Genomic DNA, 14,389 nt, shown 5'->3' with positions numbered 1-14,389 from the left:
CTCCGGTCGCGCGTCTCGTCGTCCGGGCACCGAACCCGATGTCCCGCCCGATCAGACCCTATGGCCCCGCGACCGCTTGTTCGCCCCCTCGAACAAGTCGGGTTCTCCATGGTCTTGTCCGGAGCGCCGTCGAGAGGCTAGTTTCTAGATGTATAGAAAGCGCTTGCTGTGACGTTCACCAGTCCCCGGACCGCCGGCCGCCCATGGCCGGCCGGTGCGTGACGGGTGGGGCGTGCGCGGCGCGCGGGGACCGCGTACGAAGGGAACGACGTGACACGCAAGACGGTGCGTATCGCCATGAACGGTGTGACCGGGCGGATGGGCTACCGGCAACACCTCGTCCGCTCCATCCTGGCCCTGCGCGAGCAGGGCGGCCTCGACCTCGGTGACGGCACCGTGCTGTGGCCGGAGCCGGTCCTGGTCGGCCGCCGCGAGCACGCCCTGCGGGCGCTGGCCGAGCGGCACGGCCTGGAGCACGTCTCCACCGACGTGGACGCGGTGCTCGCCGACGAGAGCGTCGACATCTACTTCGACGCCCAGGTCACCTCCGCCCGCGAGGAGGCCCTCACCAAGGCGATCGCCGCCGGCAAGCACATCTACACCGAGAAGCCGACCGCCACCGGCCTCGACGGCGCCCTGGAACTGGCCCGGCGGGCGAACGCCGCCGGGATCAAGCACGGCGTGGTGCAGGACAAGCTGTTCCTGCCGGGCCTGCTCAAGCTGAAGCGGCTCATCGACGGCGGCTTCTTCGGCCGCGTCCTGTCGGTGCGCGGCGAGTTCGGCTACTGGGTCTTCGAGGGCGACTGGCAGTCCGCGCAGCGCCCCTCCTGGAACTACCGCGCCGAGGACGGCGGCGGCATCGTCGTCGACATGTTCCCGCACTGGGAGTACGTCCTGCACGAGCTGTTCGGCCGGGTGCGCTCCGTCCAGGCGCTGGCCGCCACCCACGTCCCGCAGCGCTGGGACGAGAACGGCAAGCCCTACGACGCCACCGCCGACGACGCCGCCTACGGCGTCTTCGAGCTCGAGGGCGGCGCCATCGCCCAGATCAACTCCTCCTGGGCGGTCCGCGTCAACCGCGACGAACTCGTCGAGTTCCAGGTCGACGGCACCGAGGGCTCCGCCGTGGCCGGCCTGCGCAACTGCCGTGTCCAGCACCGCTCCGCCACCCCCAAGCCCGTCTGGAACCCGGACATCCCCGCCACCGAGGTCTTCCGCGACCAGTGGCAGGAGGTCCCGGACAACGGTGAGTTCGACAACGGCTTCAAGGCCCAGTGGGAGCTGTTCCTCAAGCACGTCTACGCCGACGCCCCCTACCACTGGGACCTGCTGGCCGGCGCCCGCGGCGTCCAGCTCGCCGAGCTGGGCCTGAGGTCGTCGGCCGAGGGCCGCCGCCTCGACGTACCGGAGATCTCGCTGTGACCATCGGACTGCCCGACGCGCAGGGCCGGCTGCGGACGTACGAGCCCCGCACCGAACCCCTCGCGCTCTCCGCCGGGGCCCCCTTCACCTCCCGTACGGTCTTCTCCGCGGCGCACGTCGTCGCCGACCCGTACGCCGACACGACACCCGACTCGCCCGCCGCCGTCGACTGGGACGCCACCCTCGCCTTCCGCCGCCACCTGTGGTCGCACGGCCTGGGCGTCGCCGAGGCGATGGACACCGCCCAGCGCGGCATGGGCCTGGACTGGGCGGGCGCGGCCGAGCTGATCCGCCGCTCCGCCGCCGAGGCGAAGGCCGTCGGCGGCCGCATCGCCTGCGGCGTCGGCACCGACCAGATCGCCTCCGGCACGCTCGCCGAGGTGCGGGCGGCCTACGAGGAACAGCTCGCACTCGTCGAGGAGTCGGGCGCGCAGGCCATCCTGATGGCGTCCCGCGCCCTGGCCGCCGCCGCCCGCTCCCCCGAGGACTACCTCGAGGTGTACGGCCACCTGCTGCGCCAGTGTGCCGAACCCGTGATCCTGCACTGGCTCGGCCCCATGTTCGACCCGGCGCTGGAGGGCTACTGGGGCTCGTCCGACCTGGACGCGGCCACCGACACCTTCCTGGAGGTCATCGCCGCCCACCCCGACAAGGTCGACGGCATCAAGGTCTCGCTGCTGGACGCCGGGCGCGAGGTCGCCCTGCGCCGCCGCCTGCCCGAGGGAGTGCGCTGCTACACCGGTGACGACTTCCACTACCCCGAGCTGATCGCGGGCGACGAGCAGGGCTTCAGCCACGCCCTGCTCGGCATCTTCGACCCGCTCGGCCCGCTGGCGGCCCAGGCGGTCCGGGTCCTGGACACCGGGGACACGGCGGGCTTCCGCGCCCTGCTCGACCCGACGGTGGAGCTGAGCCGGCACCTCTTTCAGGCACCCACCCGCTTCTACAAGACGGGCGTGGTGTTCCTGGCCTGGCTGGCCGGCCACCAGAACCACTTCGCCATGGTCGGCGGCCTGCAGTCGGCCCGCTCGCTGCCCCACCTCGCCCGCGCCTACGAACTCGCCGACGGCCTCGGCCTGTTCCCCGACCCGAAGCTCGCCGAGGACCGCATGCGGACCCTGCTGCACCTGTACGGAGCGACCCCGTGACCGAGCCCGTGACCAACCCCGTCGCCGAGCCGGTGACCGGCCTCGCGCGTTTCAGCATCAACCAGATGACGGTCAGGCAGCTGTCGCTGCCGGAACTCGTCGACGCCTGCCGCGACCTGGGCGTCCCCGCGGTGGGCCTGTGGCGCGAGCCCGTCCAGGCCCACGGGGTGGAGGCGGCGGCGAAGCTGGTCCGGGACGCGGGCCTGACGGTGACGACCCTGTGCCGGGGCGGTTTCCTCACCGCGATCGACCCCGCCGAGCGGGCCGCGGCCCTGGCCGACAACCGCCGCGCCGTGGACGAGGCCGCCACCCTGGGCACCGACACCCTGGTCCTGGTCTCCGGCGGTCTCCCGGCCGGCTCCAAGGACCTGCGCGGCGCCCGCGAACGCATCGCGGACGCCCTGGCGGAGCTCGGCCCGTACGCCGAGGAGCACGGGGTGCGGCTGGCCATCGAGCCGCTGCACCCCATGTACGCCTCCGACCGCTGCGTGGTCTCCACCCTCGCCCAGGCCCTGGACCTGGCCGAACGGTTCCCGGCCCGGCAGGTCGGCGTCACGGTCGACACCTACCACATCTGGTGGGACGACACGGCGCCCGCGCAGATCGCCCGGGCCGGCGCCCAGGGCCGCATCCACACCTTCCAGCTCGCCGACTGGACCACCCCGCTGCCCGAGGGCGTCCTCAACGGCCGCGGCCAGATCGGCGACGGGAGCGTCGACATGCGGGAGTGGCAGGGCTACGTGGAGGCGGCCGGCTACACCGGCGCCATCGAGGTCGAACTCTTCAACGACGTCCTGTGGGCCCGGGACGGCCGCGAGGTCCTGGCGGAGACGGCACGGAGGTTCACGGAGAACGTCCGGCCGTGAGCCGTGAGCCGTGAGCCGTGGGAGGTGAGCGACGACCCGGGTCCTGTGCCCCGTGACCCGGGTCCCGCCCGTGGCACCGCCGACGCGGACGACGACGTCAGGCCTCCGTCTCCGTCCCCGTCCCCGGCACACCGGCCCGCAGATGCGCCGCCAGGCGGTCCAGCTCGACGAGGGCGCCGGCGTCCGATCCGTCCCCCAGCGGGTAGTGCAGGGCCGGCTCGGAGGCGGGCCCCAGGACGACGGGCCGTACCCCGACGGGCGGGCGACGGGCATGGGTGAGTCCGATGCCCCGCACGTCGCGCGCGCCCAGGGTGAAGGCGACCGGGACGGACGGCGCCTGGAGCACGGGCGCCGTCGTGAGGTCGCGGGAGGCCCGCCGCACCGAGGTCAGCATCGTCGTCAGGCCGTGTTCCACGACGAGGTTCTCGGCGAGGGGCGCGATCGCCTCCAGGGGCGGCTCCTCGCCCTCCCCGTACCCGAGGGTGAGCGTCACGTCCTGCTCGACCCCGGTGGTCGTCCGCGTCACCCGGATCCACGCCAGCGCGGGCCGGTCGGGGTGCCCCGTCACGAGCAGATGGGTGGGCTCGGGGGCCCGGTCACGGGCCAGACCGGTCAGCCGGCGCGGCGACCAGGGCAGGTTGACGGGTTCCGCGGTGCCCCAGCCGGCCGGGGCCGAGCCGGTGAGCGCGCGCCAGGCCGTCTCGAGCGCTTCGCCCAGAACGGCGTCCTCGTGCGCGGGGAGCGTCGTACGGAACGCCACGACGAGCTGCCGGTCACCCGACGGGGACGTCCGGCCGAACGCCTCGGCGACCGAGGCCGTGCCGTCCGCCCCGAGCGCGGGCGCGAACGTCCCGTCCTGCCAGCGCAGCACCGCCCCGGACTGCCCGTCGTAGTAGCCCTGTGCCGGGTCCTGGACGACCCAGCGGTTGGGCACCTGGAGGAGGGTGGCGCGGGCCGGGGCGCTGAGCCGGACGTGCGGCGGGGTGACGATCTGCAGGGCACGGCCCGACTCGGAGGTGCCGCGCAGCACCTCGGACAGCCAGGTGGTCAGGGCCAGGACGGGCCGGTCGGCCAGGACGACGGACGTGCTGTCGGTGAGGACGTCCACGACCGGCTGCCCGTCGTCCGGCGCGACGGCCGCGCGCACGTCCACGACCTCGGTGCCCGCCGCCGACGCGGGCCAGGTGCTGCCGCCCAGCAGCAGGGCGAGCCGCCCGCACACCGATCCCGCCAGCCGCTCGGCCTCGGGCACGGCGCCGGAGGCCCGGGCCTCGGTCCACCAGAACGGCACGGGCACGTCCTGCCCGAGCAGCCGTTCGGCCTCCCCGGGGACCTGGACCAGCAGCGGGGCCTCCACGGTCACGAGGGGCCTGCCGTCCGGGGCGCACAGACGCAGCACGGCGCCCCCGGACCCTGCGGTCACGCCCGCCCCGGGCCCGCCCGCGTACAGGCCGGCCAGCAGGGCCCAGGTGTCCGGCATCGTCGGGGTGAGGGCGATGACGTCCTTGGTCACGACTCCTCCTCTTCGGCTCCGGCCAGCGCGGTCTGGACGAGCCGGTGGCGTCGGCCGCGGCGGACCAGGGTGCCGCGGCCGGGTGGCTGCTGGGAGGCGTACAGACCGGGGAAGAGCTGTCCCTCGGTGCGGTCGCCGGTCATCACCAGGGCGGTGGTGCCCGTCTCGCGCAGGGTGGTCAGCAGCGGCTCGTACAGCGCGCGGGAGGCTCCCGCGGTGCGGCGCGCCAGGACGAAGTGCAGGCCGATGTCCTGCGCGGAGGAGACGTACGGCAGGAAGGGCGCGAGGGGCTGCTGTCCGGCGGTGGTGAGGATGTCGTAGTCGTCGACGAGGATGACGATCCGCGGGCCCCGGAACGCGGGTTCACCGGTCTCGGGCGCGTCCGGGTCGGCGGTCTCCGGCAGCCGCTTCTGCAGTTCGGCGGCGATGCCCGTGGAGAGGGCGGCGGCGAGCGTGGCGTTGTGGGCGTAACCGCCCCGGTACGGCTCCGGGACGACGCCGCGCAGGCCGCGGCGGGGGTCGAAGACGCCGAAGACCAGCTCGTCGTCGGAGTACCGCTCGACGAGCCCGGCGACGACCAGCTTCAGCAGGTTCGTCTTGCCGCACTCGTTGTCGCCGAGGACCATCAGGTGCTGGTCGCCGCCGAAGAGGTCGAGCAGCACGGGGGCGAGGGCGTCCTGGTCGAGGCCGACCGGTATCCGCCGCGGTTCGGCGGCCGGTGAGGGCAGCCGGGTCACCGGCAGCCGGGCCGGCAGCACCCGCACCGGGGCGGCGGGTTCGCCGTGCCAGGTGGCGCGGACGGTCCGGGCCGCCTCGTCCAGGGCCGGGCCCAGGTCGCCGGTCGTGGGCGAGCCGTCGATGCGGGGCAGGGCGGCCTGCGCGAACAGCTTTCCGTCGGTGAGCACCCGGCCGGGCACGTCCGGCGCGAGGGTCTCGGAGAGCTTGCGGTCGACGGAGGAGTCGGCGGGGTCGTTCAGGCGCAGCTCGACGCGGGTGCCGAAGAGCGACTGGGTGGCGATGCGGACGTCGTTCCAGCGCAGCATGCCCGCCACGACGTGGATGCCGTAGCCGCCGCCCCGCTTCAGCAGGTCGGCGACCGGCTCGTCGAGGTCGGCGAAGTCGTCGCGCAGCGCGCCGAAACCGTCGACCACGAGGACGACGTCGGTGGAGCCGAGCTGTGGCAGCCGGCCCTGGGCGCGGAGCCGGCGGAGCTGGTCGACGGAGTCGATGCCGTGCTCGCGGAAGACCGTCTCGCGCTCGTCGAGCATGGCGCGCACCTCGGCGACCGTACGGGCCGCGCGCTCCCGGTCGGCCCGTCCGGCGATCCCGCCGACGTGCGGCAGGGCGGCCAGCGCCGACAGGCCGCCGCCGACCAGGTCCAGGCCGTACACGGCGACGTCGCGGGGTGTGTGGGTGACCGCCAGGGACAGCACGAGGGTCCGCAGCAGGGTGGTCTTGCCGGACTGGGGGCCACCGATCACAGCCACGTGACCGCCGGCCGTGGTCAGGTCGAGCACCCACTGGCCCTGCCACTGCCGGGCCGGGTCGTCGAGCACACCGAGCGGCACCCGCATCCCGCCCGCGGCGCGCGCCAGGTGCAGCCCGCGCTCGGAGACCCGGACCGGTCCCGCGGCCGCGTCCAGGGTCACGGCGTCCGGCAGCGGGGGCAGCCAGATACGGCGCACGGGCGATGGGGGTCCCCCCTGCTCATGGGGGTCCCCCCGCTCGAGCGAAGCCGAGAGTGGGGGAGGAGCCGAGAGCTTGGGGGAGGCGTCGGCGAGCCCGCCGACCATGAGGGACAGGACGGTCGGGCCGGTCTCCCGCCGGGTGGCGGCGGGTTCCTCCTCCGGCTCCTGCGTGCGCCCCGCGGTGTTGTACGCCGGGTAGGGCAGGGCGAGCGGCTCCTCGTCCCGCTGTTCGCGCGCCGCCGGGCCGCGGTGGGCGCCGGAGACGTACCCGGCCTTGAACCGTTCGTAGGTGGAGGTGTCGACCTTCAGGTAGCCGAATCCGGGCAGGGGCGGCAGGTGGAAGGCGTCGGTGGTGTCGAGGACCGTGCGGGACTCGTCGGCGGAGAAGGTGCGCAGCCCCAGCCGGTACGACAGGTAGGTGTCCAGGCCCTTGAGCTTGCCGCCCTCGATGCGCTGACTGGACAGCAGCAGATGCACGCCGATGGAGCGGCCGATGCGTCCGATGGACAGGAACAGGTCGATGAAGTCGGGCTTGGCGGTGAGGAGTTCGCCGAACTCGTCGATGACGACGAACAGGTGCGGGAGCGGTTCGAGGTCCGGCCTCTCCGTCGCGCGCAGCACGGCGTAGTGCCCGATGTCGGCGACGTTGCCGGCGTCCTTCAGGACCTGCTGGCGGCGCTTGACCTCGCCGGCGAGGCTGGTGTGGACGCGTTCGACGAGCCCTGCCCGGTTCTCCAGGTTGGTGATCATCCCGGCGGTGTGCGGGAGCTCGGCGAAGGGGGCGAAGGTGGCGCCGCCCTTGTAGTCGACCAGGACGAGTGCCAGGTCCTCCGGGGAGTGGGTGGCGGCCAGGGCGAGGACGAGGGTGCGCAGGAGCTCGCTCTTGCCCGAACCGGTCGCGCCCACGCACAGGCCGTGCGGACCCATGCCGAGCTGGGAGGACTCCTTCAGGTCCAGCAGAACCGGCTCATGACGGTCCGTGAGACCGATGGGCACGCGGAGGAAGTCACGTTCGCCGCGGGGCTTCCACAAGGTGGGCAGATCGAGGTCGGCCGGGTCGGCGATGCCGAGGAGCGCGGGGAAGTCGACCGGCCCGGTGACGGGGCTTCCCTCGGCGACGGACTCCGGCGACAGCCGCAGCGGGGCGAGCAGCCGGGCGACGCCTTCCGCCCCGGCCGCGGTGACCGGGTCCACGGTGCCCTCGGCGGCGGAGGAACCGCGCAGGTCCTCCGCGGCGGAGGAACCGTGAAGGCCCTGGGCCGCGGAGGAACCACGCACCTCCTCGACGACCACCCGCTCGCCCCGGACGGTGATGCGCACGCTCACCTCGTCCGGCTCGTGCACCTGCTCCTGGAGGAGGTGCACCACGGTGACCCCCATGTCCGCCAGTCCGACCGCCGAGTCCGGGCGGGGGAACTCGGTGGCCGGCTCGCCGTGGGCGTCGACGACCACCAGCAGCCGGCCCGCCAGCCGCAGCGCGGTCCGGTCGGCCAGACCGCGCCGCACCTCCGCCGCGTACGCGGACCGCCGGCCCAGCTCGTGCCGGAGCCCTTCGGCGAGCTGCCTGACGTCGGGCGCGATGCGGCGTGCGGCCACCGGACCGTCGTGCGCCTGCGGATCCAGTACATGGGGCAGCCACTTCGCCCACTCCCACTCGGCGAGCCGCTCGCCGGGGACGGCGAGGGCGAGCGCGACGTCGTCGGGAGCGTGCGTCACCGCCGTCTGCACCAGCAGGGCCCGGGCGACCCGCAGGGCGTCCTCCCGGTCGCCGACGACGCTGACGTTTCCCGCGCGGTCCAACGGCACCGTCAAGGGCACGTCGGCGGCCGTCGCGAACCGGCGTTGCAGGGCGCGCGCCTCGTTGAGCATGAACGGGTCCGGCGGCGTCAGCACCCCGCCGGTGCCGCTCTGCTGGATCTCCGGCTCCTGGGCCGGTACGTCACCGAGACCGACCCGTACCCGCAGGAAGTCGGCGTCCCGGCGGCGCCGCTCCCACAGCCGGGCGGGGTCCCGCACCAGGTCGTACAGCGCCTCCGGCGGCGGGTTCAGCTCCCGCTCCGCGTCCCGCAGCCGGCGCTCCGCGGCGCCGAGTTCCTCCCGCAGTTCCTCCAGGTACTCCAGGTAGCGCTCACGCTGCGTGCGCCGGGTGCGCTGCGCCTTGCCCCGCTGCGACAGGAACAGCGCCACCGCGCCCAGCAGCGCGAAGACCAGCACGACCGCGCCCACCACCGCGAACCGGCTGTTGCGGATCACGGTCATCATGATCACGGAGCCCATGACGCCGGCCATCGGCAGCAGCGCGGTGGCCGCGTTGCCGATCTTCCCTTCGGGAAGGTTGGGCGGAGCCTCGACCGTACGGGGCCGGGCGGGTTCCGGGGGGCGGGTGCTGCGGGCGGGCCGGTGGACGATCTGCAGGGTCACGGGCGGACTTCTCCGAAGCGGGTCGTGACGGAAGTGGTGACGGGGGGCGGGCAGGACGGGCACGGGCCGGGACGGGACGGGCCCGTCCCGGGGCGCACCGGCCGGGTGCTCATCGCACCCTCACCGCGCGCCCCATCACCTCGGCGGCCAGCCGCAGGACGGCCTGCTGCGTGGCGTGCGCCAGCAGGTCGGTGCGGATGGGGCCGCCACCGGCCAGATGACGGTCGTACGGCACGGTGACGACGGTGACACCGGCCTCCTTGAGATGCCCGGCGGCCGTCTTGTCGTCGAGGAGCGTGTCGGGGGTGCTCGACACCAGCGCCACGACCGTCGTGGCCAGGGCGGAGTGCGGCAACCGGGCCAGCCAGTCCAGCACCTGACGGGTGGCGTTCACCCCCTCCGCGGTGGCCGGCGAGACCACCACCCGGGCGTGCGCGGTGTCCATGGCGGTGCGGGCCACCTCGCCGGGGAGCGTCTCGCAGTCGACCACGGTCACGGCGAAGTAGCGGCGCAGCGCCAGCGTCACCTTGCGGTACGCCGCCATGGCGAGCGGCGCACCGACCTGGCCCCGGCTCGCGGGCAGCAGCCAGCCGCCGTCCGACACCGGCACCAAGTAGCCCGTCACGTCCGTCAGCTGCATGGACGGTTGGAGGATCGGCGCGAGATCGGCGCACGTCCAGCGCACCGCCTCCGCGCCCATGCGCACCGGCAGGGTGCCCAGCGCGGCATCCGCCTCCAGGGTCAGCACCGGGTCGTGCCGGTAGTGGTTGAGGGTGCGCCCGAGCAACGCCGAGACGGTGGACTTGCCGACGCCGCCGCGGATGGAGGTGACCGCCACCACCCGGCCCGTGGTGACGGGCTGTTGCAGCTCACGCGCGATCCGGGTCTGTTCGGCGACGTCCTGTGCCACGGACGAGGTGAGCTTGCGCAGCGCCCTGCCCGTGCGCCGGGGCACGGAGTCGCCGTGCAGGGGGCGTCCCAGGGCGAGCAGGAGACGGGGATCGAGGGTGGGGGACGACTCGGGGGCGGGGGCCGCCGGAAGGCGGGGGTCGCGGTCGGGGACGGCGGGCGCCGCGGGCCGCTCCGGGACCGGCTCGTCGGCGGCCCGGACGGCCGGTACGGGGGAGGGGGACGCCGGGCCGTCCGGAGCGTCGGGCGCGGACGGTGAGGCGGAGGCGGTGGGGGCGGCGGAGGCGGTCGGGGGCACCGGACCGGGGACGTGCGGGCCGGGCGCCCCACCTTCCGCGCCCGCCCCCGATTCTGCCGCCGTGGCCGTCGGCCGCGAGGGTGCGGGATGTACGAGTCGCAGGGCGGGCTCGCCGGTACGGGGGGCGGTTTGGGAAGGCCCGCTCCCCGCATCGGCATGCGTATCCGCACCGGTATGCCGACCCGCGTCCGGACGGCCGCTTCCCCCGCCGCCCAACTCCCGCAGCACGTCCCGCTGCCAGTCGCCGCCACCGCCGTGCGCCGACGGCTGCTCCCGCCCCTGCTCCCCGCTCGTCATGCCGCCGCGCCCCCTCAAGCCCTCAAGCGAAGGTGTCGAGCAGTCGCCCGTACACACCGAACACGCCGACGAGCAGCGGAAGCAGCGCGATGACTCCCACCGACTCGAGCAGGTCACCGGCCCGCCGCAGCCTGACCCGTACGTGCTCGGCCGGCTGCACGGCGAGCACGACGAGCGGCAGGACCGCCAGCACGACGAGGACGGCCAGCGGTGCCGCGGCCGAGGACCGCTCCGCCCACACCACCAGCAGCCGCACGGCGACGCCCGCCGCGGCGGCCAGCAGCACGACCACTTCGGCGACCAGCGGAAACGCCCGGGCCCGCAGAGCCAGCACCACCGCGACGACCGCGGCCAGCGGCACCGTCCACACGGAGGGATCCCGCAGCGCCAGGACGGCGGCCACGGCGGCCGACCCCGCCAGAGTGATCGTGGCGAGCACCAGACCGCGGTGGGTGGCGGCCAGGGCGACGGACACCTGGTGGCGGCTGACGGAGACCCCCCCGGCCCGGCGGTCGTCGAGCCCGGAGAGCCCGGACGCCATCAGGGCGAGCCGCGGCAGCACCCCGAGCAGCACCACGCAGACGACACCGAGAACGGCCCCGACGCGGGCCTGCTGCTCCGCCGTCCCGGCGCCGGACTGCACGGCGACGACGGCCTCCCAGCCGACGGCGGTCAGAGCCACGGCGCCGGCGCCCACGAGCCCGCCCCGTCCCAACGGCGTGAACAGCCCGAGCAGGGCGAGGACCAGCACGCTCACGGCGGCCACCCCGGCGAGCCGCAGAGCGCCCGCCGAGGACCCGCCGAGGTCGTCGACCAGGCTCCACACGCCCAGCACACCGAGCGCGCCACCGGCGCACAGGAGGGTCGCGGCGAGCCCGTGCCTGCGCACCCGCCCCAGCACCGCACCCGCGACCGCGGCCGCACCGGCGGCGGCCAGCAGGGCACCGGCGACGACCGACCGGTCGTACTGCGCCCGCGCGAACAGCGCGGCGACGACCACCCAGCCCACGCTCGCGACCCCCGCCGTGACTCGCCGCGCGGCCGGCCCCCACACCCATGCCCGATGACCGAGATCCTCCGCCACCTCGTCGGTGACGTCGTGCACGACGGGGGCGGGCGGGGCGTCCTCCGCGCGGACGAGACGCAGGACGGCGCCGTCGCGGACGCCCGCCGTCTCCAGTGTGCTGTCGTGATCGAGCGCGGAGCCGTCCACCGTGACGAGGTGACGCGAGGCGGGCCGCCCCTCCACGCGGTCGTCCAGCAACCGCATGATCTCGGGCAGCAGCAGCCCGACCGGCTCCCGCGCCGGAAGCACGAGGTCGACGCGGCGCCGCTCACCGACGAGCGTGACCCGGCTCAACACCGTCGGCCCACCGGCCGTTTCCCTGCTCAAGGCCCCCGGAGACATCACGCTCGCGAACCTATCACCGGCTTGTAGGACTATTGGAGGGCGTGGAAACGCCGGGGGAGTACGGGCTGCTCTGCCCGATCAGCCGATTCGAAACGAACGACCACCCCACACACCCCGCGCACAGCACGGCCGCGATCACCATCCCGGCGATCACCTTCCCCACCCGCTCGTCCACGGCCCGCCGTTGCCGCTGCGCCCCGAACAACAGGGCGTCCCGCAAGCGCCGCCGCCGCACGGAAACGGATTCGAGAAGCTGGCTGTCGTAGTCCTGGGCGGACATGCTGCTCATTCACCTCGTGTCGGGTCAGGTGGGGAATTCGCCGAGCCGGCTGCACTTGAGCAGATTCACGGGCAGGTACTCCGACTCGACCTCGATCATCCTGGAGCCACTTCCCAAGACGCATCGAGGCCGCGACCCGGCGATCGGGAATCCGCTCAGGGCGCCTGCGAGTGGTCGTCGAGACGCCGGCTTCTCGTCGGTCGGCCGTCCTCGTCCCACCGGTATTCCTCTTGGACCGTGAGACCGCCGTAGTCCTTGTTCCGGAACGGGTCCTGGAACATCACCAGGGCTCGTTCCGCGTAACCGCTCTACAGGGAGCCGTCCTTGACGCTGCCGACGAAGGATCGCCAGGCCTCCCCGTCCAGCATCATCACAGGGCCGGTCAGGTTCTTGCTGTCGCGGACGGGGACCGCGTCGGCGAAGTCGTCGCAGACTTCGACGCAGGCATCCCCCTGCTGGTTTCCGCTGTAGGAGGACTTACGCCAGCGGGCGGTGCTCACGTCTGGGGTGACTCGCATGGCTCGTACATCTCCATCGTCGCTTCGATCAACGCTGCTGAATCCCTTGGCGGGAGGGCGCTGGCCTTCATCAGATCGTACTCTCGCACGCACTGTGTGACGGTCTCGCGGTCGTCGAAGATCTCGCCGTTCCTGGGGCCTTCCTGGTACACGGTGGTGGAGTTGTCCGGGAGCGTAAGCAAGATGAGTGTGCCGTTCATCAAGGTGCATGAGCCCGCCGCGAACGGGACGATCTGAATCGTCGTGCAGCGCGATTGCACCAGGGGAAGCAGTGCCGCGAGTTGCCCGTACATCACCTCCGGTCCACCCACTGCCTGCCGTAGGGCTGCTTCGCCGAGGATCCACCAGAAGTGCGGAGGGCTGTCACGGCGCAGGACTTCCTGACGGCCCAGGCGTGCGGCGACCAAGGGGTCGATCTCCTCGGAGCTCATCTGGGGGTTTCCCTCGGTGAACAGCGCACGCATGTATGCCGATGTCTGGAGCAGACCGGGGACGATGCCTGCACAGAACTCCTGAATCCGCACTGCCCGGGCCTCCAGCTCCAGACAATGATCGAACCGCCTCGGCGTGTACTCCCGCTTCACCGCCCCCACAACCCCTGGAACAACTCCCCTGTCCCGAAAGCCGCGTCCAGCTTCTCCGAGAGGGGCGGCAGGGGGAGCCGTTCCCTCGTCTCCACTCCGTGCAGGTGTGTCTTGCTGTAGTTGACGATGTCCGACATCCGGTCCAGCGACAGCCCGATGAGCTGGCGCTGCCGGCGCAGCTCGACGCCGTACAGGTCGCGGGCGGAGTGAACGGGTTCGAGGTCCCGGGAGGGCTGGGTCATGGTGGTCGGGCTCCCTTGCCGTGTGCTGTGCCGGCATGCCATCCCGTGTTCCCGAGGGAACGGGGCATCCGCCAACGCTAGTCGCTTGCGGTGACAGTGTGGGTGCGAACAGTGAGAGTGCCCAGGTGGCAGCCGTCCCGGAACCCGCTTCGGAACATCGTCACCCTGGCGGGCCCCCTTGCCCGCCGTGACGCTGAGAGCGTGAACAGTGAAAAGCAGCAGGAGGCTGCACCCTTGCCCTCCCGCGGACGTAAGACGACCGACACGACGCCCCGCCCCGGCCGCCCCGAACCGGAGGCGAGTCGGCTCCCGGTCGGTGAACTCGCCCATGACCTAAGGCAGGAGAGGCGCGGGATCGTCATGGACCACCAGGACGGGTTCGTATGGCTGCGCCCGGAGGGCGGCGGCACGGAGTGGACGGCGCTGCCCGGCGACGTGCGGCCGTTGAACGTCCGTGAACGGGCCGAGGAACTGATGTGGACGCGGGTGGCCAGGGCCAACGCCCGCAGCAGAGGGGAGGTTCTCTGAGGGGGGAGACGCAGAACAGGCGTGTGAGGACCTGCGCGACGCGCTCCAGGCGGCAGGGGTGACGTTGCCGTCCCTCGGGCTCGATGCCGCTTCGTACGCCGGGTTCGAGCTGCTTGCGTGGCGGACGTACTGAGGGGCTGAGCCGGGTAGTTCCCGGCCGGTCTCCTCTTGGTTGGTCAGGTGGGGAATTCGCCCAGCCAGTCGTGCTGGAGGAGGTGCTGGGGCAGGTAGGCCGACTCTACCTCGATGGGCAGGTGCCCGTCG

12 protein-coding genes are annotated in these 14,389 nt (G+C 73.4%); 4 read left to right on the top strand and 8 right to left on the bottom strand.

The window, feature by feature from the left end; all coding sequences use genetic code 11:
* Positions 1 to 270 precede the first annotated feature (270 nt).
* Genes ACIF80_RS35800 through ACIF80_RS35790 form a run of 3 tightly spaced genes read left to right on the top strand, consistent with a single transcriptional unit; the run spans position 271 to position 3,436 of the window.
* Positions 271 to 1,422 carry a Gfo/Idh/MocA family protein gene (locus ACIF80_RS35800; protein WP_399812756.1) on the top strand — a complete coding sequence of 384 codons (1,152 nt, stop codon included), beginning with the start codon at positions 271 to 273 and terminating at the stop codon, positions 1,420 to 1,422.
* Positions 1,419 to 2,570 (top strand): dihydrodipicolinate synthase family protein, encoded by a 1,152-nt coding sequence (locus tag ACIF80_RS35795; protein ID WP_399812753.1) that lies wholly within the window; start codon positions 1,419 to 1,421, stop codon positions 2,568 to 2,570. The genes ACIF80_RS35800 and ACIF80_RS35795 overlap by 4 nt, the downstream gene beginning before the upstream one ends.
* A gap of 32 nt (positions 2,571 to 2,602) precedes the next feature.
* On the top strand, positions 2,603 to 3,436 hold the full coding sequence (locus ACIF80_RS35790) for a sugar phosphate isomerase/epimerase family protein (protein WP_399812843.1): 834 nt from the start codon (positions 2,603 to 2,605) through the stop codon (positions 3,434 to 3,436).
* A gap of 97 nt (positions 3,437 to 3,533) precedes the next feature.
* Here the strand turns inward: ACIF80_RS35790 and ACIF80_RS35785 are convergent, their stop codons facing one another.
* From ACIF80_RS35785 to ACIF80_RS35750, 8 genes are all read right to left on the bottom strand, one after another.
* Positions 3,534 to 4,949, bottom strand: a complete 1,416-nt coding sequence (locus ACIF80_RS35785; protein ID WP_399812751.1) for a DUF6177 family protein — start codon at positions 4,947 to 4,949, stop codon at positions 3,534 to 3,536.
* A complete protein-coding gene (eccCa, locus tag ACIF80_RS35780; RefSeq protein WP_399812748.1) occupies positions 4,946 to 9,058 on the bottom strand; it encodes a type VII secretion protein EccCa in 4,113 nt (1,370 codons plus the stop codon). The genes ACIF80_RS35785 and eccCa overlap by 4 nt, the downstream gene beginning before the upstream one ends.
* A 109-nt stretch (positions 9,059 to 9,167) precedes the next feature.
* Entirely contained in the window at positions 9,168 to 10,265 is a 1,098-nt protein-coding gene (locus ACIF80_RS35775; protein WP_399812745.1) for a hypothetical protein, read from the bottom strand.
* Between the two features lie 319 nt (positions 10,266 to 10,584).
* Positions 10,585 to 11,970 carry a type VII secretion integral membrane protein EccD gene (gene eccD / locus ACIF80_RS35770; RefSeq protein ID WP_399812841.1) on the bottom strand — a complete coding sequence of 462 codons (1,386 nt, stop codon included), beginning with the start codon at positions 11,968 to 11,970 and terminating at the stop codon, positions 10,585 to 10,587.
* A gap of 16 nt (positions 11,971 to 11,986) precedes the next feature.
* On the bottom strand, positions 11,987 to 12,253 hold the full coding sequence (locus ACIF80_RS35765) for a hypothetical protein (RefSeq protein ID WP_399812743.1): 267 nt from the start codon (positions 12,251 to 12,253) through the stop codon (positions 11,987 to 11,989).
* A 308-nt stretch (positions 12,254 to 12,561) separates the two neighbouring features.
* The gene (locus ACIF80_RS35760; RefSeq protein WP_399812741.1) at positions 12,562 to 12,771 is read right to left on the bottom strand and encodes a DUF397 domain-containing protein; all 210 of its coding nucleotides are present in this window, start codon (positions 12,769 to 12,771) and stop codon (positions 12,562 to 12,564) included.
* The gene (locus ACIF80_RS35755; protein WP_399812738.1) at positions 12,750 to 13,355 is read right to left on the bottom strand and encodes a DUF5753 domain-containing protein; all 606 of its coding nucleotides are present in this window, start codon (positions 13,353 to 13,355) and stop codon (positions 12,750 to 12,752) included. Before ACIF80_RS35755 ends, ACIF80_RS35760 begins: the two co-directional genes overlap by 22 nt.
* Positions 13,352 to 13,597, bottom strand: coding sequence for a helix-turn-helix domain-containing protein (locus ACIF80_RS35750; protein ID WP_399812735.1), 246 nt, complete (start codon positions 13,595 to 13,597; stop codon positions 13,352 to 13,354). Before ACIF80_RS35750 ends, ACIF80_RS35755 begins: the two co-directional genes overlap by 4 nt.
* 360 nt (positions 13,598 to 13,957) lie before the next feature.
* Between ACIF80_RS35750 and ACIF80_RS35745 the strand changes: the two genes are divergently transcribed.
* Positions 13,958 to 14,125: a hypothetical protein gene (locus ACIF80_RS35745; RefSeq protein WP_399812733.1), complete on the top strand. Its 168-nt coding sequence runs from the start codon at positions 13,958 to 13,960 to the stop codon at positions 14,123 to 14,125.
* Positions 14,126 to 14,389: the final 264 nt, after the last annotated feature.

Origin of the sequence: Streptomyces sp. NPDC085927, from assembly GCF_044540975.1 — a bacterium.
In the GTDB taxonomy this organism is placed as follows: domain Bacteria; phylum Actinomycetota; class Actinomycetes; order Streptomycetales; family Streptomycetaceae; genus Streptomyces; species Streptomyces hirsutus.
The sequence above is the reverse complement of the archived record's forward strand: the minus strand, read 5'-3'. Positions and strand labels throughout refer to the sequence as shown.